At 42.0% G+C, this 21,570-nt stretch carries 15 protein-coding genes; 10 read left to right on the plus strand and 5 right to left on the minus strand.

What is annotated here, in order from left to right; translation table 11 throughout:
- The first annotated feature begins 18 nt into the window (after positions 1–18).
- Together LI164_RS04045 and LI164_RS04050 are read left to right on the plus strand one after the other, a co-directional pair.
- Entirely contained in the window at positions 19–978 is a 960-nt protein-coding gene (locus tag LI164_RS04045; protein ID WP_005339004.1) for a DNA-directed RNA polymerase subunit alpha, read from the plus strand.
- Between the two features lie 161 nt (positions 979–1,139).
- Positions 1,140–1,676, plus strand: coding sequence for a bL17 family ribosomal protein (locus tag LI164_RS04050; protein ID WP_117606528.1), 537 nt, complete (start codon positions 1,140–1,142; stop codon positions 1,674–1,676).
- A gap of 477 nt (positions 1,677–2,153) precedes the next feature.
- On the opposite strand, the gene fdhF is transcribed toward LI164_RS04050, so the two are convergent.
- From fdhF to mobB, 5 genes are all read right to left on the minus strand, one after another.
- Positions 2,154–4,865, minus strand: coding sequence for a formate dehydrogenase subunit alpha (gene fdhF / locus LI164_RS04055; protein ID WP_227086746.1), 2,712 nt, complete (start codon positions 4,863–4,865; stop codon positions 2,154–2,156).
- Positions 4,862–6,697 (minus strand): NAD(P)-binding protein, encoded by a 1,836-nt coding sequence (locus LI164_RS04060; RefSeq protein WP_227086747.1) that lies wholly within the window; start codon positions 6,695–6,697, stop codon positions 4,862–4,864. The genes fdhF and LI164_RS04060 overlap by 4 nt, the downstream gene beginning before the upstream one ends.
- Before the next feature lie 41 nt (positions 6,698–6,738).
- Positions 6,739–7,551, minus strand: coding sequence for a formate/nitrite transporter family protein (locus tag LI164_RS04065; RefSeq protein ID WP_227086748.1), 813 nt, complete (start codon positions 7,549–7,551; stop codon positions 6,739–6,741).
- 88 nt (positions 7,552–7,639) lie between these two features.
- Positions 7,640–8,854 carry a molybdopterin molybdotransferase MoeA gene (locus LI164_RS04070; protein ID WP_227086749.1) on the minus strand — a complete coding sequence of 405 codons (1,215 nt, stop codon included), beginning with the start codon at positions 8,852–8,854 and terminating at the stop codon, positions 7,640–7,642.
- Between the two features lie 34 nt (positions 8,855–8,888).
- Positions 8,889–9,962: a molybdopterin-guanine dinucleotide biosynthesis protein B gene (gene mobB, locus LI164_RS04075; protein WP_227086750.1), complete on the minus strand. Its 1,074-nt coding sequence runs from the start codon at positions 9,960–9,962 to the stop codon at positions 8,889–8,891.
- A 335-nt stretch (positions 9,963–10,297) separates the two neighbouring features.
- Here mobB and LI164_RS04080 point away from each other — a divergent pair, with 335 nt between their 5' ends.
- The 8 genes from LI164_RS04080 to LI164_RS04115 all read left to right on the plus strand — a co-directional run bounded on the left by LI164_RS04080 (position 10,298) and on the right by LI164_RS04115 (position 21,567).
- Entirely contained in the window at positions 10,298–12,130 is a 1,833-nt protein-coding gene (locus LI164_RS04080) for an NAD(P)-binding protein (protein ID WP_227086751.1), read from the plus strand.
- On the plus strand, positions 12,124–13,857 hold the full coding sequence (locus LI164_RS04085) for a [FeFe] hydrogenase, group A (RefSeq protein ID WP_117980524.1): 1,734 nt from the start codon (positions 12,124–12,126) through the stop codon (positions 13,855–13,857). Before LI164_RS04080 ends, LI164_RS04085 begins: the two co-directional genes overlap by 7 nt.
- A 346-nt stretch (positions 13,858–14,203) precedes the next feature.
- Positions 14,204–14,842 (plus strand): bifunctional 4-hydroxy-2-oxoglutarate aldolase/2-dehydro-3-deoxy-phosphogluconate aldolase, encoded by a 639-nt coding sequence (locus LI164_RS04090; RefSeq protein WP_022279208.1) that lies wholly within the window; start codon positions 14,204–14,206, stop codon positions 14,840–14,842.
- Positions 14,843–14,846: 4 nt separating this feature from the next.
- On the plus strand, positions 14,847–15,872 hold the full coding sequence (locus LI164_RS04095) for a sugar kinase (RefSeq protein ID WP_005338993.1): 1,026 nt from the start codon (positions 14,847–14,849) through the stop codon (positions 15,870–15,872).
- A gap of 166 nt (positions 15,873–16,038) precedes the next feature.
- Positions 16,039–17,025, plus strand: a complete 987-nt coding sequence (locus tag LI164_RS04100; RefSeq protein WP_227078539.1) for a tyrosine-type recombinase/integrase — start codon at positions 16,039–16,041, stop codon at positions 17,023–17,025.
- A gap of 342 nt (positions 17,026–17,367) precedes the next feature.
- Positions 17,368–19,875, plus strand: a complete 2,508-nt coding sequence (locus tag LI164_RS04105; protein WP_227086752.1) for a DUF5979 domain-containing protein — start codon at positions 17,368–17,370, stop codon at positions 19,873–19,875.
- Between the two features lies 1 nt (position 19,876).
- On the plus strand, positions 19,877–20,389 hold the full coding sequence (lepB, locus tag LI164_RS04110) for a signal peptidase I (protein ID WP_227085797.1): 513 nt from the start codon (positions 19,877–19,879) through the stop codon (positions 20,387–20,389).
- A 122-nt stretch (positions 20,390–20,511) separates the two neighbouring features.
- Entirely contained in the window at positions 20,512–21,567 is a 1,056-nt protein-coding gene (locus LI164_RS04115; RefSeq protein ID WP_227078536.1) for an FctA domain-containing protein, read from the plus strand.
- Positions 21,568–21,570: the final 3 nt, after the last annotated feature.

The following is a 21,570-nucleotide window of genomic DNA, read 5'->3' on the forward strand; positions in this document are numbered from 1 at the left end:
CCACAGGAGGTGGACTTAGTGTTTGATTTTAATAAACCCAATATAGAAATAACAGAGATTTCAGAAGATAAAAAGTATGGAAGATTTGTTGTAGAGCCTTTGGAAAGAGGTTATGGAACAACATTAGGTAATTCTCTTCGCAGAATTATGCTTTCATCATTACCAGGATCTGCTATCAGCCAGGTAAAGATTGATGGCGTTCTGCATGAGTTCAGCTCCATCCCAGGAGTGAAAGAAGACGTTACCGAAATCATCATGAACCTGAAGTCACTGGCTATCAAGAATACATCTGAGACAGATGAGCCGAAGACTGCATATATCGAGTTCGAGGGTGAAGGTGTTGTCACAGCTGCAGATATACAGGTAGATCAGGATATTGAGATCATGAATCCAGAGACTGTTATCGCTACATTGAATGGTGGAGCAGACAGCAAATTATATATGGAGCTGACCATTACAAAGGGCAGAGGATATGTAAGTGCTGAGAAGAATAAGAACGATGAGTTACCAATTGCAGTAATCCCAATCGATTCTATTTACACCCCAGTGGAGCGCGTGAATCTCACAGTTGAGAATACACGTGTCGGACAGATTACAGATTTTGATAAACTGACATTAGATGTATATACAAATGGTACATTACTTCCAGATGAGGCAGTCAGCCTTGCTGCAAAGGTATTGAGCGAGCATCTGAAACTCTTTATTGATCTGTCAGAAGTAGCACAGGCTGCTGAAGTCATGATTGAGAAAGAAGATGACGAGAAAGAGAAAGTGCTTGAGATGAGCATTGATGAACTTGAGTTATCTGTTCGTTCATACAACTGTCTGAAGAGAGCTGGAATCAACACAGTTGAAGAGCTCACAAACAGAACATCTGAGGATATGATGAAAGTTCGTAACCTTGGACGTAAGTCACTGGAAGAAGTTCTTGCTAAGCTTGATGAATTAGGATTAAGCTTAAGCAAAGGAGAAGAGTAAACACTGAATACTTATAGGAATGTGAGCCGTAAGGTGATACATTCGTTAAGCATTAAGTGAAATAGATGTTATCTGCTGGTAAGACCGTAAGAGCACAGCAGAGCATTTGGCTAGTAAGCCCGAAGAGTATAACCAAGTGTTAAATATGGAGGAAATTTAAAATGGCAAAGTATAGAAAACTCGGCAGAACATCAAGCCAGAGAAAAGCTTTATTAAGAAACCAGGTAACAGCACTTCTGAACAACGGAAAAATCGTTACAACAGAAGCTAAGGCTAAAGAGATCCGCAAGATCGCTGAAGGTCTTATTGCTATGGCTGTAAAAGAGAAAGATAACTTCGAAGAAGTTACTGTAAAAGCTAAAGTTGCTCGTAAAGATGCAAATGGCAAGAGAGTAAAAGAAGTTGTAGACGGAAAGAAGAAAACAGTTTACGACGAAGTTGACAAGACAATCAAGAAAGATATGCCTAGCAGACTTCACGCTCGCCGCCAGATGCTGAAAGTTCTTTACCCTGTAACAGAGGTTCCTACAGCACAGGCTGGAAGAAAGAAAAACACAAAAGAAGTTGATCTTGTTGCTAAATTATTTGACGAGATCGCACCAAAATACGCAGATCGTAAAGGTGGATACACAAGAATCGTTAAGATTGGTCAGCGTAAAGGTGACGCAGCTATGGAAGTTCTTATCGAGCTTGTATAATTGCAAATACTTCTATCATCTGAATAAGATAATATTAAAGCTGTCATGTGAAAACATGGCAGCTTTTTGTAATTTCTATGAAAATAAAATGTTTGATAATTTGCAAATAAGATATGTTGTCTTGTAGTTTACGATAGAAGGAGCTCCATCGCTTATACTTACACTCCAAGCACTGGACGTTTCCATGAGCCGTAGAACAAGCAATCATGTTCAGTAAGAACTTCCATGATTGCTAACGTGAATAGCTTCATTACATCTTTTTATTTATTGCAGGGTAAATAAAACTTCAACAGCCAGTCAATAAACAGGAATACAAAGCAAAATACATGCCTATGTGCGACTTGAGTACAATGGAGATGAGATAATGTCAATCGTGTAAGCCATTGCTGTACACGATTGACACGCTTATTAGCTCATCGAAATGTTCTGTACTCGGAGCGCAAAGGCATGTATTTGCTTATAAGTATTCCGTCTTATTTACGCTGTAATCTTCTCAACTTTAACCGTACATACTTTGTACTCTGGTGTACTTGAGATGGAATCCAGTGCATCGCTTGTCAGCCAGTTTGCACCACCTTCGATATAGTGGAAAGGCATCCAGCATTCACCAGGATTTGTCTTGTAGGATACGGTAGCTTTTGCCTGAATCGTTCCACGTCTGGAAGAAATGGAAACCATCTCTCCGTCTTCAACGCCAAGCTTTTGTGCATCTTCTGTGTTTAACTCGATAAAGGACTCGCCGGCAATCTGATTGATCCCTTCTGTCTTATCAGTCATAGCACATGCATTGTAATGATAGAGAATACGTCCTGTCATCATGATCAGAGGATATTCCTCATCTGGAAGCTCCATAGAAGGTGTGTATGCAGCTGGTCTGAAATATCCAAGACCTCTTGCAAATTTTCCTACGTGCATAATTGGTGTTCCAGGGTGATCTTTTGATGTACATGGCCACTGAAGTCCCTGTCCGTTTACTTCTTCGCTGTCCAGTCTTTCATGGCTGATACCGGCAAATGAAGGAGTTACAGATGCAATTTCATCCATAATCTGTGCAGGTGTCAGATGAGGCTGTGGATAGCCCATACGACGCATGATCTCAGTGAAGATCCAAGTATCAGGCTTTGTATCACCTTCAATCTCTACGGCCTTTCTGACGCGCTGTACACGTCTCTCAGTATTAGAGAAGGTTCCTTCTTTTTCAGCATAAGAACGTCCCGGAAGAATAACATCAGCAAGTTTTGCAGTCTCAGTCATGAACAGCTCATCAATTGCGAAGAAGTCCAGTGACTCAAGAGATTTTATAACGTGATGTGTATTCGGATCTGTTCTGACCGGATCCTCTCCGAAGATAAACAATCCTTTAATATCTCCACTGATCATCTTAGGGAAGCAGTCCGTAGCTTTTGTACCAATATTCGGATTCAGCTTCGTATCCCATGCTTTTTCAAATTTCTCAAGAACTCCAGGTTTGTCGATGTTCTGATATCCGCTGAACTGGTTCGGAGAAGCACCCATATCGCAGGCTCCCTGTACATTGTTCTGACCACGGATTGGGTTAACACCACATCCAGGTTTTCCAAGTTTACCAACCATCATAGCCATGTTAGACAGGGACATAACACCTTCTGTACCAGTATGATGCTCTGTAACACCAAGACAGTACATAATTGGCGCACGATCAGCTTTTGCGTAAATACGTGCAGCTTCTCTCAACATATCTGCATCGATCTGACAGATCTCTGCTACTTTTTCAGGTGTATAATCTTTGACCATTTCTTTCATAGCTTCGAAGTTCTCTGTACGGTCTTCGATGAATTTGTGGTCGATTAAGTCTTCTTCAATGAAGATATGCATCATACCATTTGCAAACGCTACGTTTGTACCTGGTTTTAATTTCAAATGGATATCAGCATCTTTACACAGGTCGATATCACGTGGGTCAACTACGATGAGTTTAGCACCGCGCTGTACGGCCTGACGAACCTGCATTCCGATAACCGGATGTGCATGTTCCGGGTTAGATCCTACAAGGAGGATAGCATCAGATTCATGAGTAATATCATAAATAGTATTTGTCATAGCTCCTGAGCCAAGTGTGGTTGCCAATCCGGCAACAGTAGGAGCATGTCAAACGCGCGCGCAGTTATCGGTATTGTTGCTCTTAAACGCTGTTCTTACCATTTTCTGAAGCATGTAAATGTCTTCGTTGGTAGAACGAGAGCAGGCAAATCCGGCCAGCGCCTCACCTCCATATTGATTTCTGATTTCTGAGAATTTGGAAGCTACGAGATTTAAAGCCTCATCCCACGTAGCACGCTCAAATTCACCAGTTTCTTTGTTCTTAATTAATGGATAACGGATTCTTGCATCACAGTCTACGAAGTCGAAAGAACCACTACGTCCTTTGACACAGAGCAGATTGTGGTTGGAAGGACCGTCTGCACCCTGCACGTCTACGATTTTGCCGTCTTTTACGTACAGATCCATCTGACAGCCTGTAGCACAGTGCGGACAGGTTGTGCGGACTTTCTTAACTTCCCATTCACGATAATCTTTTCTTCTCTTAATCGTAAGAGCACCTGTAGGACATGCCTGAGCACAGTTTCCACAAGACTCGCATAAGGAATTCTCCCAGCCTTCGCCGAACGGTACTTTTACATATACACGTGCACCGTTTCTCTCAAGAGAAAGAGCATGTCTTCCGGTCGCTTTTGCACAAGTGCTGATACAACGCTGGCACTGGATACAAAGACCCGGGTCGTAGGAGAGGAATGGATGAGCGTCAAATGGCTCATGCTGTACATCTCCGTGTGATGATTTAAAGTTTGGCACATCAATACCATATTCGCGTGCCATAGCCTGAAGCTCACAGGCACCATTTTTAATACATTTGAAACAGTTTGTTTTATGCTCAGCCATCAAGAGATGGAGAGTGTTCTTTCTGGATTCGATAACAGCTGGGCTGTCTGTTGTAATGTTCATGCCCTGTTTTACTTTTGTGTTACAGGCAGTTACAAGTTTATTCATGCCTTCTACTTCTACGACACAGATACGACAGGAACCAATTTCATTAATTTTTTCCAGGAAGCAAAGTGTAGGAATATGGATTCCATGCTCCCTTGCAGCGCTTAAGATTGACTGACCTTCTTTTGCTTCAATCTGTACGCCATCGATTGTCAGATTAATCATAAGTCTCTACCTCCTACCATAGCTCCACATCCGAAGTGGTCACAACGCAGACAGCGGCATGCTTCCTGCATAGCTTCTTCATGTGTTAAGAGCTCTTCTACATGTTCGAAATCTTTCTTGCGGATATTTGCCGGGCGCTCACCAATCTCTGTACGTCCCATAAGATCACGCATATTTTCTTTTGGTTCCGGTACAACAGCTTCGCAAGTAAGTGTGTGGTGGTAACCAAGATATTCATCAATATTGTGTGCAGCTACTTTTCCGGCAGCGATTGCACGAATTACAGTAGATGGACCAGTTGCACAGTCTCCACCGGTGAATACACCAGGGACTTCTTTTACTTCTGTGTCAAGTCCGGCCTGAAGGATATTCCATTTTGCAGGGATACCAAACTCTTCAAATGGAGCGGATACAATATCCTGTCCAACTGCAATCATGATAACATCTGCTTTGAATTCCTGTTTTTCTTTTGCAGCATCCTTTGGTGCCGGTCTGGATCCGCGATAAGCACTGATCATCTGTGGCTGTGTGATCAGAGATTTGCAGTTACCATTTTCATCTTTTGTAATCTCGATCGGAGCCTGCAGTGTTACAAGTGCGATTCCTTCCATAACTGCGGACTCAATCTCGGACTCCAGGGCAGTCATGTCTTTCTGGCGGCGACGGTAAATGATGGATACTTCTTCAGCGCTACATCTGACAGCACTTCTTGCACAGTCCATAGCAACGTTACCACCACCGATAACGACAACACTTTTACCAGTGTAATCAGGAAGATTTCCATTTCCAATCTGATCCAGAATATCTACAGCAGATACAACATTTCCGGCGTCAGCACCTTCAATACGAAGTGTCTTACCTGTCTGAGCACCAATTCCAACAAAAATTGCATCATGTTTCTCGTAAATATCTTTGACAGGAATATCTTTTCCGATTGTTGTGTTATATGTAACATGGATATCACCGCTATTTAAGATCGCACGGATATCTTCATCTAGACGATCTTTTGGGAAACGGTAATTTGGAATACCATAACGGAGCATTCCGCCAAGTTTATCATGTGTTTCATATACTTCAATCTTATGTCCCATAAGAGCTAAGAAGTATGCAGCAGTCAGTCCGGCAGGGCCGCCACCAATGACACCGATGGATTTTCCTGTAGAAGGATTCGGTTTTGGTGTAGCAACTTTGTCGACCGGCATCATATCAACCGCATATTTTTTCAGTGCACGGATGTTGATCGGTGATTCCAGCATCTTTCTTCTGCAACGCTCCTCACAAGGATGCTCACAGACCATGGCACAGGCCGTCGGGAACGGATTGTCTTTACGGATCAGATTAATTGCTCCGGCGTAATCCTCTTCACCAACTAATGCGATATATCCCGGAATATTTACATGTGCAGGACATAAGGAGATACAAGGTACTTTTTGTCCAATGAACTCCTGACATTTTTTATTTTCAATATGACTTCTGTACTCCTCTGCAAACAGAGTTAATCCTTTTAGTACCTCATCAGCAGCATTCCAGCCAATGGCACAGTCTGCAGATGAACGGATCATTGTAGCCATCATACGAATATTGTCTAATGTTTTTTCGGTTGCGCGGCCATCTAACACTTTCTGCATCAGACGTGCTACAAGTGGAAGACCATCGCGGCATGGGACACATTTTCCACAAGTCTGGTTTGCAGCCGTACGCAGCATAGAAATCTGCATAGTAATTGGGCAGCTTCCAGGAGGATAAACCTCAACCTTATGAGAAAAATGTCTTGAAATTTCATTCATTTTCACGTCATAACCTGACGGATCAGCAAGATATAATTTGCTCATAATTTTCCCTTTCTAAATTCAATAAAGATTATAAAGATTTTTTAGTCGTCTTTTAAGTAAACGAACCAGTAGGCAAGACCTACAAAAACTGCTCCGCCGATAATGTTCCCCAACGTTACCGGAAGAAGATTTTTGGTGAACATAGCTCCCCATGTAAGGCCAGATACGTCAGCGCCGGCAGCAGTTGCAGCTTCAAGATATGCTGCATTTCCCTTAGCAAAAATACCGGCAGCAATATAGTACATATTGGCTACGCTATGCTCGAATCCACATAAAACGAACATCATGATTGGAAAGAACAATCCGATGATCTTGGAAGACACCTGCTTGGCAGCAAATGAAATCCATACAGCGATACATACAAGGAAATTACATGCAATTCCGCGAAGAAATGCATCGCCAAAGGAAAGTGATACCTTACCGGCAGCAGTACTGATCATAGAAGCAGCAAGACCGTTGTTAAAAAGACCGGCCTGATGGCTGAATACACAGATTGCAGCAACACTAATTCCACCGACCATATTGCCAAGGTATACAACTACCCAGTTCTTCAGCATTCCGCCAAGAGTGATCTCTTTTTTGCAGAGCGGAATAACTAGAAGACAATTACCTGTGAACAGTTCACTTCCAGCGAGGAGTACCATAGTAAGTCCTCCCGGGAAGATGCATGCTCCAAGAAACTTGCCTACAGATGCCAGCGGAATAGATACAGCGGCTGCAGTAGAAGCAACGCCTCCAAATGCGATAAAGATTCCGGCCAGTATTCCAAGAACGAACATCTTGGCGACCGGAGTGTTTACCTTCCCCTTTCCGATAGCAATGTAATTGTTAGCAATTTCTTTTGGTGAATTCATAACAAATTCCTCCCTTCCCCATAAAATTTTATTTCTAATATATATGATGCCGGCAAATAGTTATGTGAAAAGACTGTTTGCCCTGATATCATAATATATAGACTTCAAGCTTGTCGCCTGCCGCAAGAGGTTCACTTCCGGCAGGAATGACGGCCAGCAGATCACAATCGCTCATGGAAGAAACAGAACCATTGTGCTGATTACTAAGTGGGATGAAATATAACATACCATTTCTGAAATCTGAATGACCTTTTAAAATTCTTGTCACGGGACTTGATTTTTTAAAATCGACCCCAAGATAAGCAGTTGTCTGTGAAAATGTGATGTCAGATCTTCCAGAGAGTTTTCTCATAAATGGAAAGCCGACACACAACAGACCTGTTGCGGCAGCGCCCGGATTACCAGATAAGCCGAGGATGACTTTTCCGTCTTTTAAAGCTCCAAGCATTGCACCGCCCGGTTTGAATTTTAATCGGTGGAAGAGAAGGTCGCCCCCAATACGACGTATCACTTCCGGCATATAGTCGAAATCACCGGCAGATACACCGCCTGTCGTGATTACGATATCATTGGTCTTAAGGGCTTCAAGTACAGCCTGACACAGGGAATCCAGATCATCACTGACCGTGTTAAGGTAGTTGGCAGTCATATGATGTTTTTGAATGTAACCGCCTAAAAGATATGGATTCGTGTTATAAATCTTACCGTATTCTAAAGGAGAACCCGTATTCAAAAGTTCGCTTCCGGTACTAATAAGCCCGATGGAGAGCTTTTTATAGACCCTGATTTCAGCTATGCCCTGTCCGGCAATCAGTGCCAGGTCAGAAGCGGTAAGAATTTTGCCTTTTGGAACAAGCAAAGTTCCGGCTGCAACATCTTCTCCAGGTGGAATGATGTTCGCGGAGGTAACGGGCGCTGTTAATGTAACCGTATTCTCAGTAAAGGAAGTGCGCTCATGCATGATAATGGCATCGGCACCTTCCGGAACCGGTGCGCCGGTCATGATCCGTGCAGCTTTTCCTTCTGTGATTGGACAGGTCGGAACACTTCCGGCAGGAATTACCTCGGTAACGTCTAAAGTCACAGGATGTTCCGGTGAAGCAGCGGCTGTGTCAACGTGGCGAAGTGCATATCCGTCATATGCGCTTTTTGCAAAAGAAGGCACCGGAATTCCGGCTGTGATATCTTCTGCAAGAATTCGTTCAAAAGCATCTTGTAGTAAAATGTACTCTGTCGGCTGAGTTTCTGGTTTTGCCAGATTCAGGAGGCAGTCAGATGCTTCTTTTAAAGTCTGAATGTTCATATGTATGTTTTCCTTATATAAATGTATCAATTATTTATAAATGTTTTAAATCTCCGTTATGATAATGCTGTAATATACAGTCGGCAATAGCTTCAATATTATCCCGACAGTAAACGGGCGTATCTTGTATCAACTGTCCGGCTGAAGAATCAGCAGTGATATAGGAGATGCAATTGGAGCCAGAAGCAAGTAAGCTTTTATTTTGTTCATCACTTCCAGCCAATAATATAAGCTTTGGATAATCACTCCATTTGAAGCCTTCTAAAAGAATAAGATCGGCATCACCGACAAGCCCCGCAATTGCAGCTTCCTGTAAAGGTTCCCGCTTTACAACGGAATATTTGTCGTTGTCATAGACGATGGAAGCACTCACACCTGCCTGCCAGAATCGATAACTGTCTGTTCCGGGAGAATCAGGTTCGAAAGAATGTCCGTCATGTTTGACTGTGGCGACTTTAAGTCCCCTGTGGATCAGCTCTGGAATCAATCGTTCAATTAAAGTGGTTTTTCCGGAATTTTTAAATCCGGAAATGGCCAGGTAGCTTTTGGCAGTCAGCTTTTGGTATTCCTCTGGTGTATTGATATTCTGTAGCTGCCAGGAATCTTCTTCTACATGATAAAAATGAACTTTTAAGTCATTCAAGGCATCCATGATCCGCAGATTTCCGTTGTTTAAGCACCTTTCCAATGCAGGAATGCAGCTCTTGCAATAAATACCACACAGAGGATGGATCCGTTCATCTGCCGTGACACAGATAAGTGCATCAGTATCAGAATGCTCCATGACTTCCTGAAGGTGATGAGCCAGTGCTCCGGTAAAAAGAGGAACGTCACAGGGGAGAACGAGCAGCGCATTCGACTTGCAGACAGATAAGGCACTGTAAAGTCCGCTCATAGGACCACAGTCTGAATATCGGTCATCAATCATTGAATAAGGGATTTCCGGATGCCGGGCGGCATCATCGACTGAAACCAGAATCTCAGGAAAATCGCGTAGTTCAAAAATCAGTTTGTCGAGAAATGTTGTTCCATTAAGTCTCAGAGAGGATTTCCGATATCCCATCCGACGGCTTTTTCCTCCTGCCAGTATCAGGCAGCCTGTGTTCATTTGTATCACCTCGTGTTGTATTTATCTATAAACAAGCGCGCTTATAGGCGTTTCTTTTGGTTAATTATAGCATTTGAAATTTAAAACCACAAGGAAAGATATATGTTTCACAGGATTGATAAAATTGGGACGGGTTTTAAATGAAACTAACTAAATTATATTTAGAAAATATAAGGACGTTTATAAAAAGAAACTATAGAAAAGACGTTGCTATTGATAAAAAAATAGCATTGTGACTAATTTGGATAAAAGTATTTACAAAAATTTATCCAAATGTTACAATATGACCGTTACTTGTTCTAAAAACAATCGGTAGAGAGGGAAGGAATAAAAAAATGAGTAGATTAACGATCGATACTCCTAGCAGGGCAGACCTTGTTATGGAGCAGCTCTACAAGGATCTTGAGCGCAGAATCGAATCAAGTCCGCCGGGATTATGTCCAGTAGACTTGTCTCGCGCATTTTTGGAGTTATGCCATGCTCAGACTTGTGGAAAATGTGTACCTTGCCGTGTCGGTCTTGGTCAGTTGAATCACCTGATCAGAAAGGTACTGAACGGCAACGCAACAATGGAGACACTTGATATTATGGAGCAGACAGCGAAGTCCATTATGGAGTCTGCCGACTGTGCGATCGGATATGAGGCAGCACATATGGTATATAAGGGACTGATCGGATATCGCGATGATTATATCGAGCATATCAAGAACGGACGCTGTACCTGTACATATAATCAGCCGGTACCATGTGTATCCTTATGTCCTGCACATGTTGATATTCCAGGATATGTAGCGTTAGTTGGGGAAGGACGCTATGCAGATGCGATCCGTCTGATCCGTAAGGATAATCCGTTCCCAACAACATGTGGATTTATCTGTGAGCATCCATGTGAAGCAAGATGCCGTCGTAACATGATTGATGATTCCATTAATATCCGTGGCCTGAAACGAGTGGCAGCAGACTTTGCAGGGGAAGTAGAGCCGCCAAAATGTGCACCAAGCACAGGTAAGAAAATTGCTGTATTAGGAGGAGGTCCGGGAGGACTCAGTGCAGCTTATTATCTGCAGCTTATGGGACATCAGACAACGGTATATGAGATGCTTCCAAAGCTTGGAGGTATGCTCCGCTATGGTATTCCAAACTACAGACTTCCGAAAAATCGTCTGGACGAGGATATCAATGCAATCCTGAAAACAGGAGTAGAAGTAAAATACGGTCTTAAGATCGGTGAAGATATTACAATTCAGCAGCTTCGCAGTGAGTACGATGCGGTTCTGATCACAATTGGAGCAAGTACAGATAAGAAGCTGGGACTGGAAGGCGAAGATGCAGACGGAGTCATCTCAGCAGTACAGTTCTTAAGAGATGTAGGAAAAGACGAAGCACTTGACCTGACTGGAAAAGAAGTCGCAGTTGTCGGTGGCGGTAATGTATCTATGGATGCAGTCCGTACAGCCAAAAGACTGGGTGCTAAGAAAGTCAGCATTGTATATAGAAGAAGAGTTGCAGATATGACAGCCCTTCCGGCAGAGATTGAAGGGGCAATTGCAGAGGGAATTGAAGTACAGACTCTGAAGGCCCCGGCATCTCTGGATATTGATGAGAATCATCACATTAAAGGAATGTATGTGACACCGCAGATGATCAGCGAGATCAAAGGCGGACGTGCAAGTGTAAAAGCAACAGGAGAGCCAGATCAGTATATTCCATGTGATATCCTTGTTGTGGCAATTGGTCAGAATATTGAGACAGACCATTTCGAAGAAGCAGGAATTCCAGTAGAGCGCGGCAAGATCGTGACGACTGCAGGAGGAGATTTCCTGGATATGCCAGGCGTATTTGCAGGAGGAGACTGTGCAAGTGGTCCGGCTACTGTAATCAAAGCGATTGCAGCAGCAAAAGTTGTAGCTGCCAACATTGATGAATATCTTGGATATCATCATGAGATTTCCTGTGATGTAGAGATCCCGAAAGCAAGCCTTCACGACAGAGTACCTTGTGGACGTGTAGAACTTACAGAGCGCGAGGCATGTGAGAGAGTCTGTGATTTTGAAGGAGTGGAGAACTGCATGACCGAAAAAGAAGCAAAACAGGAAGCCTGCCGCTGTCTGCGCTGCGATCATTTCGGATATGGAATATTTAAAGGAGGCAGAGAAAAATTATGGTAAATCTTACAATAGATGGAAGACAGATTTCAGTAGAAGAGAATACCACAATTATGGAAGCTGCCAGATCCGTTGGTATTCAGATTCCGAGTCTTTGTTATCTCAAAGGCATCAATGAAATAGGCGCCTGTCGCGTGTGTGTGGTAGAGCTGGAAGGAAAGGATAGACTGATCACCGCCTGCAATAATATTTGCAAGGAAGGTATGGTCATTTATACAAATAGTCCGAAAGTCAGAAAGGACAGACGTACAACAGTAGAACTGATTCTTTCTGAGCACGACTGTCAGTGTGTAACTTGTATGAGAAGCGGCAACTGCAGTCTTCAGAAAATTGCAAATGATCTGGATATTTTAGAACTTCCATTTCATCAGTATCTGGAACACCAGCCATGGGATAAAACATTTCCACTGATTCGTGATTCTGCAAAATGTATCAAATGTATGCGTTGCGTACAGGTGTGTGACAAGGTTCAGGGGCTTGGTGTCTGGGATGTAGAGGGAACCGGTTATCACACAACAGTTAATGTGTCAGGTCATAATTCTATCCGAGAGGCAGATTGTGCACTTTGTGGTCAGTGCATTACACATTGTCCTGTCGGAGCACTTCGCGAGAGAAGTGATACGAATGAAGTATGGAAAGCAATTGAAGATCCGGATAAGATCGTGGTTGCTCAGGTAGCACCTGCTGTCCGCGCAGCATGGGGAGAGGAACTCGGACTGGCACCGGAAGATGCAACAGTTGGAAAAATCATAGATGCCCTCAAGAGAATGGGAATAAACTATGTATTTGATACAACATTTTCTGCGGATCTTACGATTATGGAAGAGGGAAATGAATTCGTAAAGAGATTTACAAGTGGTGAATTAAAAGACCGCCCGATGTTCACTTCCTGCTGTCCGGGATGGGTGCGCTTTATTAAGAGTCAGTTCCCACATCTGGTAAAATATCTGTCTTCCGCAAAATCACCACAGCAGATGTTCGGTGCAGTTATGAAGACATATTTTGCAGAGAAGCTGGGCGTAAGTCCGGAGAAGATCTATACTGTATCTGTTATGCCATGTGTGGCTAAGAAGGCAGAGCGTGAGATGGATCTTTATTATGAAGAATATGCAGGACATGATATTGATGCAGTTATCACCACACGTGAGCTGATCCGAATGATCCGTTCTGCACATATCAGCCCACAGACACTGGTAGATGTTGAGAGTGACCGCCCGATGCATGAGGGAACCGGAGCTGGAGTCATCTTCGGTGCAACCGGTGGAGTTATGGAGGCGGCACTTCGGTCGGCTTACTATATCATCAAAGGTGAGAATCCGCCGGCAGAGGCATTTACAGCAGTCAGAAGCCAGGGATTCAATGAAAATGACGGCGTTCAGGAAGCAAATTTCCAGATTAATGATATTACAGTGAGAACTGCAGTAGTCAGCGGACTTGGAAATACAAGAGAATTGATTCGCAAGATCGAATCCGGTGAAGTGCACTATGACTTTGTAGAAGTTATGGCATGTCCGGGAGGATGCGTCGGTGGTGGCGGACAGCCGATCCACGACGGCGAAGAGCGAGCATTTGAACGTGGAAAGAACCTGTATTATCTGGATCGCAATGCGAACCTTAGATTCTCTCATGAGAATCCAGATGTCATTCAGATGTACAAAGAGTACTTTGAGGCACCGATGTCTCACAAAGCTCACATGCTTCTGCATACTGAGCATAAGAAAAATATGTAGAAAAATGCCTAAGAAAGATAGGCAGTCTGTGTGTATCATAGTTGGGGGCTTTTGCACCCGACATCATAAAGAAAATGATGGATAAGAGAAGGGGCGTGTGAAAAAACGGAAGTTTTTTCATGCGCCCTTTTTGCATAATGTAGAATTGCATTCAAGCTGATATAGATTTACAAATGAGAACAGGTTGTTTTTACATAAGCTTAGAATTATAATAAAGAGGTAGTTAGAAAACTTGAAATACTCTTGACATTATGCGTCCTTTGAGTATAATCAGAATTAAGAGATTTCATAATATGAAAATAGGTTTCGCATAATGAAACTGAAAAAGAAGAAGGAGAAGAAGATCATGAATGAAGTATTAGAGAAGATTCAGAAAATTGGTATTGTACCAGTCGTTGTATTAAATGATGCAAAGGACGCAGAGCCACTTGCAAAAGCTCTTTGCAATGGAGGACTTCCATGTGCAGAGGTTACTTTCCGTACAGATGCAGCAGAGGAGTCAATCCGTATCATGTCTGAGAAATATCCAGAGATGCTTGTTGGAGCCGGAACAGTTCTGACAACAGAGCAGGTGGACCGTGCTGTAGCAGCAGGAGCAAAATTTATCGTAAGCCCAGGATTGAATCCTAAGATTGTAAAATACTGTGTAGAGAAGAATATTCCAATCACACCAGGAATCTGCACTCCAAGCGAGGCTGAGCAGGCAATCGAGAATGGTCTTGAAGTTGTAAAATTCTTCCCGGCAGAGCCAGCAGGCGGACTGAAGATGATCAAAGCTATGGCAGCTCCATATACAGGACTGAAATTCATGCCTACAGGTGGAATCAATGCGACAAATGTAAAAGAATATCTTGCATATGACAAGATTCTTGCATGTGGCGGAAGCTGGATGGTAAAAGGAAGTCTTGTAGAGGCTGGAGAGTTCGATAAGATTGAGGCAATGACAAAAGAAGCTGTAGAGATTGTAAAAGAAGTAAGAGGCTAGTCTTATGAAGAAAAAAGCATTTGATCTGCTGACATTAGGAGAGATTCTGCTTCGTCTGTCCCCACCGGACAATGAGCGTATCGTACGTGGAGAGACATTTCAGAAGCAGGTTGGCGGCGCAGAACTTAACGTAGCTTCCGGCGTATCTCTTCTTGGTCTGAGATCCGGTATCATATCAAGAATTCCAGACAGTAGTATCGGTATGTTCGCAAAGAATAAGATCCGATTCTGTGGAGTCAGTGATGATTATCTGGTATACGATACAGGAAAAGATGCAAGATTGGGCGTGTATTACTACGAGAACGGAGCATACCCGAGAAAACCGGGCGTGGTCTATGACAGACAGCATTCGTCCATGACCAGAATTGACATCGATGAATTTGATGACAGTATATATGAATCGACCAGATGCTTTCATACCTCCGGAATTACTCTGGCGCTCAGTGAAGAGTGTCGGAAGACCGGAGTAGAGATGATTAAGAGATTTAAAGAAAAAGGCACACTCATTTCATTTGACGTGAACTTCCGCCTGAATCTCTGGTCAGGAGAGGAAGCAAGAAAATGTATTGAAGGAATCCTTCCTTATGTAGACATTTTCTTCTGCTCCGAAGACACTGCAAGACTGACATTTGGAAAAGAAGGCAATGTAAAAGAGATCATGGAAAGCTTTGCAGCTGAATATCCAATCTCCGTCATCGCATCCACCCAGCGTACTGTATTAAGTCCAAAGATACATAACTTTACTTCTGTAATTTACGACGCAAAAGCGAAGAAATTCTATGAAGAGAAACCATACGAGAATATCGAAGTTGTAGATCGTATCGGAAGCGGAGATGCTTATTGTTCCGGAGTTCTGTATGGACTTTTGAGAGAAGACGGAGGGTGTGCAAGTGCTCTTCGCTATGGAAATGCCAGCAGTGCAGCCAAGAATACTATCCCAGGTGATATGCCGTCATTGGATCGTGAGGAGATAGAGAATATTATCCATGATCACGAGACAGTCGGATATCATAGTGAGATGAATCGGTAAAATTGAATATATAAACTGTAAGAGAATGTGCTATATCAGGTACATTCTCTTTTTTTGGATATTTACGTTACGATAAATTGGAGTATAAAGCTTCTGGAATTTGGCATGGAAAATTATAATCCTGAAAATAATAAATTCAAAACTATCATACGGGAGGTAAATAATTATGGGGAAAATTATGGAGAAATTTACAGATTCAGTTGCACGGAAAATTTGGAATCAAATGGAAGAAGAACAGCGAAAATGTGAGGAGAGTAAAATTCAGATAATTACAGAAAAACAAATTACAGAATTTGGAGAGAGTCTTTATGAAACGGAACACTCAGATAACACAATTCAAAGATATTGCCAGGAAGTGAGAAAATTCATGGAATTTCTTGATGGGAGGGTACCGGAAAAACAACTTTTCGTGGAATATAGGAATCTGGAAAAGGAACACTATAATGTGCGTTCAGTAAATGTTAAGATTTCAGCGATTAATGCATATTTTGCATGGAGCAAAAGACCAGAATTAAAAATGCATTTCCTTAAGATTCAGAAAAAAGCATTTATCTCAGAGAAAAGGCAACTATCTTCGGAAGAATTTTCAAGACTTCTTACAGTGGCACAGAAAAAGAGTAACCAGAGATTATATATGCTTTTGCAAGTACTTGTAAGCACGGGAATAAGGATCAGTGAATTGCCATTTATTACAGTTGAATCCGTGGAACAAGGTGAAGCTGAGATATCGTTGAAAGGAAAAACGAGGTCTGTAAAATTTCAAAATGAACTCCGAAAAAATATATTAGAATATTGTAAAAAAAATAAAATCGAATCAGGATATATATTCCGGACACGGAATGGGAAAGCGGTAGATCGTTCTAATATTTATCATGAAATGAAGAAATTATGTGAAAAAGCAGGTGTGGAAAAGGAAAAAGTATTTCCGCACAATATGAGACATTTATTTGCGAGGATTTTTTATCATACAGAGCAGAATCTGGCACATCTGGCAGATGTACTTGGACACAGCAGCATCGAAACGACCAGAATATACGTGGCGGAGACGATAGATACTTATGAAAAAATACTGGAGAAAATGAAATTTCCCGTACAAGTTAATAGAAATGGAGCAGAAAAACAAAAAGACCACAGAATCTATATTCCGTGGTAAATAAAGCCAACTCTAATACATATAAAAATTTTTAACACTAATAATGTTACCCCTGTATTTAGTAAATGTCAATATATTTACATGAAAATACATCACTAAAATACTGTTGAAATTCCTCCAATATAAATTGAAGCATGAAAAATAATCCCTGTCTGTGATGTGACGAACAGAAAGAGGGACTTTTCATGCTTTTTATTTTAACAAAGAAGACTCCTGGAAGGGTGGAACGTAAAAATATTACCACGGAATATAGATTCTGTAGTGATAAGGCTTTTGCATATAAGGGCAGGACAGGAAAACTGTTTTAGACCATTCCCTAAAAAAGAGAAGGAGGAGAAGAGTATGAATAATAGGGGAAAATATTGTACACATTCTAAAGTACTGCGTGTACTGGCAGTGGTGCTTGCTTTGTCGATGCTTCTGGGAATGTCTGGAATACAGGCATTTGCCGAAGAAGACACAGTGGTAAAGATTCAGTCAGGAGCAAGTACAGAGTGTGACCAGGGTGGAGAAAATGTGATTTTCACTCCTGAAAAACAAATGAAAGGAATTACGGTAAAAGCGAGTGCCGCAAATGGGGTATTGCCAGCGGACGTAACATTTTCAGTGACGGCGTTGAAATCCGAAGGGGAGACAGCAGAACATTATAAAGAGGTGGAAACAGCACTGACAGATGGTGAGACAGCATATGATGGATTTCAAGCTTTTGATATGTCATTTGAAGATGAAAACGGGGCCTGTCAGCCGACGGGTGGAAAAGTGGCTATTGAGTTGCAGATTGATTCCAAAACACTGGCAGAAGAAGTTGATCTGAATACCATTGCAGTACAACAGCTCGTAAAAACTGAGACAGGACTTCAGATGAAAAAAGTTGCTGATGCCACAGATGGAAAAATAAGTGTAGACGGAAATGTGATTACAGCAAAATATGACGTCGAGAGTGTTTCTGCATTTGCACTTACATGGACAAAGACAACGGTTTCTGATGAGAGTGAGAGCTCAGAGGGAAGTGTACAGGAAGATATTATGCCAGTGGCAATTACAACATTTTCACTGGAGAATCATATCAAAGATCAGGGAACATTGAATGTTCCGGAATCCGTCGTTGCAGCCAGTTATAAGTGGTTCAAAAGTGACAACGGAACAAGCAACTGGACAGAAGTTGTAAGCCGTAAGATTACCGGAGATTCCTACAACATTTCAGAAGATGGAAAAAGTCTGAATGCAGCGCTTGATAGTGGGGCAAGAAAATATTACAAGGTGGAAATTTATGATGAACAGGGAAATAAGACCGGTGAGTCAACAACAACTCAGGTTTCTTATTATTCAGCACTTCAAAATGGAAGCTTTGAAACGCCGCTTTGTAGTGATCATAGCAATTACCAGCCGTATATAACAAGTGATACGCAAGGAATTGTATGGAAAACAACAGCTTCTGATAACAAGATAGAAATTGTCAATGCTTCACCTAATAAGAGAGAAAGCCGATGGATATGGGCAAATACATATCAAGCGTTGTCTCAAAAGCATCATCAGGTCGATGCGGCAGCCGATGGAGAACAGTTCGCAGAACTGAATGCAAATGAAGTTGGCTCTTTATATCAGGATGTGCTGACGACACCGGGGGCAACATTGAACTGGGGACTGGCTCATCGGGCAAGAGGAGATAAGACGGCCAAGGATACCATGTACGTCCTGATCATGCCGACGAAACTTGCAGAAAATATTAACAATCAGGCAGATGTTGAAAGGGTTATTCAGGCTATAAACAATGGAGATGAGACTTATAAAGGTGCAACGGTCCAGGAGATTACAGATGATAATCAGAAATGGTATACGCATACTGGAACATATGAAGTTCCAGAGGGACAATATCTGACCAGATTTTTCTTTGTGTCAGGACCGACCGCATATGATTCCAGTTCTAGTGCAGATAAGAAGTTGAAAGGAACGATTGGAAACCATTTGGATAATGTGTATTTTACATCGGAACTTCCACAGCCGAATCCGGATACAGGACATTTGAAGATTGTAAAAACAATTCAGGGATTGACACCGGAAGAAGCAACAGAATATTCCGTTGGTGTAAAAATAGAAGGACCAAATGCTTATACGACAAAAACTGTTACACTGAATCGATTTAGCTGGAACGAGGAAAAGCAGGCTTATACGGCTACATATGTAGAACAGAATGTTCCAATTGGAAGTTATACCGTAAGTGAGGTTGCAGATTCCGCACAGAGAGATGGATATACCGTAAGTACAAAGGTAGATGGAACAGATAGTCCGGAGGCTTCGGGGACTGTCAGTATTCAAGACCGGACGACTTCTGAAATCTGGTTTGAAAATACATATACTCCGAATACATATGTGCTTTCCGTTACAAAGATTTTGACGAAAGAAAATGATTACGCAGACCGGACGAAGGCATTTGATATCGACATTACATTAAAGGATAAAAATGGAGAAAATGTAAGCGGTGAATTTGATATAGATGATGGTGAAAAAATCAGATTTACAGATGGAAAAGCAACCGTTTCATTAAAGGATAATGAAACTATAAAGATTGTTGGAATCCCAGCGCAAGCAACATATGAAGTTCAGGAGACAAGTGACAGCTCCAAAGGATACGATGTTCAGTATGATCAGAAGACAGGAACAATGAATCGTGACCAAAGTGTTACTGTAACAAATACTGCAAAAGATATTCCGACAAGTGGCGTAGACACAGGCAACTGGGTTGCCGGAGGAATTTTGATGGCAGCATTGATGGCGGCAGCAGGATCCATCTATGTGATCATCTGCCAGAAAATGAAGCGTGTGGCAGGCCACAGACGGAGAAGATTTTAAGATGCAGGAAGAAAGACAACCGGTGCCGCTTCTTGTGGATATCGGATATCTTCTGCTAAAGATTTTGATTATAGGGGCTTTGGCAGTAGTTATGTTTACATTTCTATTTGGCATCTGCCGTAATCCAGATGCTTCCATGACCCCGGCTATGAAAGAAGGAGACCTGATAATTTATTATCGTTTGAAAAAGGATTATCAGGTTGGAGATGTAGTGGTAATCAGGCAGGAGAAAGAGACAGAACTCCGACGAATCGTAGCGCGGGCGGGGGATGTAGTGGATATTACAGAGGAAGGATTAAGTGTCAATGGCTATATACAACAGGAAGATGACATTTATATGGAAACACTTCCATACTCAGAAGGAATTACATTCCCAGTCACAGTAGGCAAAAATCAGGTGTTTTTATTGGGTGATAACAGAAGCAGTGCAAGAGACAGCCGGATATATGGACCGGTAGACATAGCAACAATCAAGGGAAATGTTATGACCATTATGCGCCGCCGTAATTTATAAAATAGGTGGCAACAATTTCAGATAGGAAACAATCTGTTGGCAGGCAGGATTGAAGACAGGAAGAAAAATAGATTGCTTTTTATTATAAATGAAATACAAGGATATATTAAGGAGGAGAAACAATGAAATCAGGAAAAATCAAAGGAATGCTTATGGCAGGAATGCTCACAATGAGCTTATGTGCTGGAACAGCAGTAATGGCAGAAGAGGTACAGGTTCCAACAGTTGGACAGGCAGGTGTTACCAAGAATTTGCATATTGCAGAAGGAATTACCGTACCAGATACAACATTTACATTTAATATCACTCAGACCGCTGGAGATGCGACAACTGTTACAAAAACTACGACAGCAGCTTTTAAAGCAGATACGGTGACGAATGATCTTGTATCGAAAGCAGCAACAACAGAACTTGCAGATGAAACAAAATATCCACATGCAGGTGTTTACACATTTACCGTCAACGAGGTAAAAGGCAATGTAGCCGGCATGACATATGATACAAAATCTTACACAGTAAATGTATATGTAGTAAATGATGGCGATGGTTTAAAAGTAGACAGCATTACTGCAAACGATGGAACAGCAAAAGTAACAGATATGTCTTTTGACAATACATATGTAAAAGACTCCAGTCTCACAATTGAAAAGAAAGTAACAGGAACTCAGGCAGACAGAACAAAACACTTCAACTTTACAATTAACATGACAAAAGCGTCTACAGATACAAGAGCTTCCTACACAGGAACAATTGTAAAAGGTGACAAATGTAAAGAAACACATCAGAATGTAGTACTTACATTTGATAATAATGGTAAAGCAACAGCAAATGTAGAACTGTGTGACGGAGATACAATCACATTTGACAACATTGCAGCAGGAACAAGATATACCGTTACTGAAGCAGGAGCAACAGATGGATATACACCAAGTGTAGCAGTTGTTGAGAATGGTGGAATAGCAGAGCAAATTAACGCGACCAGCGAAGCTGACGGAATTACAGCAGATAACAAGCTGATTGGCGAGAAGGCAAACAGTGTCGTATTTACCAATGCTTATGCTGACACTCCGATTACAGGTGTTATCATCAATAACCTTCCATATGTTGTCCTTGCTGCTGCAGCAGTATGTGCTCTTGTGGCACTCGTACTGATCAACAGACGCAGACAGTATCGCTAAAAA

It is taken from the genome of Dorea sp. 210702-DFI.3.125 (assembly GCF_020560945.1).
In the GTDB taxonomy this organism is placed as follows: Bacteria; Bacillota; Clostridia; order Lachnospirales; family Lachnospiraceae; genus Dorea; species Dorea formicigenerans.

Bases quoted from the DNA above. Each gene is read 5' to 3' on its own strand.
- LI164_RS04095 (WP_005338993.1), top strand. From the start codon at position 14,847: ATGAAGAAAAAAGCATTTGATCTGCTGACATTAGGAGAGATTCTGCTT.
- LI164_RS04070 (WP_227086749.1), bottom strand. From the start codon at position 8,854: ATGAACATTCAGACTTTAAAAGAAGCATCTGACTGCCTCCTGAATCTG.
- LI164_RS04080 (WP_227086751.1), top strand. From the start codon at position 10,298: ATGAGTAGATTAACGATCGATACTCCTAGCAGGGCAGACCTTGTTATG.
- LI164_RS04060 (WP_227086747.1), bottom strand. From the start codon at position 6,697: ATGAGCAAATTATATCTTGCTGATCCGTCAGGTTATGACGTGAAAATG.
- LI164_RS04105 (WP_227086752.1), top strand. From the start codon at position 17,368: ATGAATAATAGGGGAAAATATTGTACACATTCTAAAGTACTGCGTGTA.
- LI164_RS04115 (WP_227078536.1), top strand. From the start codon at position 20,512: ATGAAATCAGGAAAAATCAAAGGAATGCTTATGGCAGGAATGCTCACA.
- LI164_RS04065 (WP_227086748.1), bottom strand. From the start codon at position 7,551: ATGAATTCACCAAAAGAAATTGCTAACAATTACATTGCTATCGGAAAG.
- LI164_RS04100 (WP_227078539.1), top strand. From the start codon at position 16,039: ATGGGGAAAATTATGGAGAAATTTACAGATTCAGTTGCACGGAAAATT.
- LI164_RS04050 (WP_117606528.1), top strand. From the start codon at position 1,140: ATGGCAAAGTATAGAAAACTCGGCAGAACATCAAGCCAGAGAAAAGCT.
- LI164_RS04085 (WP_117980524.1), top strand. From the start codon at position 12,124: ATGGTAAATCTTACAATAGATGGAAGACAGATTTCAGTAGAAGAGAAT.
- LI164_RS04090 (WP_022279208.1), top strand. From the start codon at position 14,204: ATGAATGAAGTATTAGAGAAGATTCAGAAAATTGGTATTGTACCAGTC.
- lepB (WP_227085797.1), top strand. From the start codon at position 19,877: ATGCAGGAAGAAAGACAACCGGTGCCGCTTCTTGTGGATATCGGATAT.
- mobB (WP_227086750.1), bottom strand. From the start codon at position 9,962: ATGAACACAGGCTGCCTGATACTGGCAGGAGGAAAAAGCCGTCGGATG.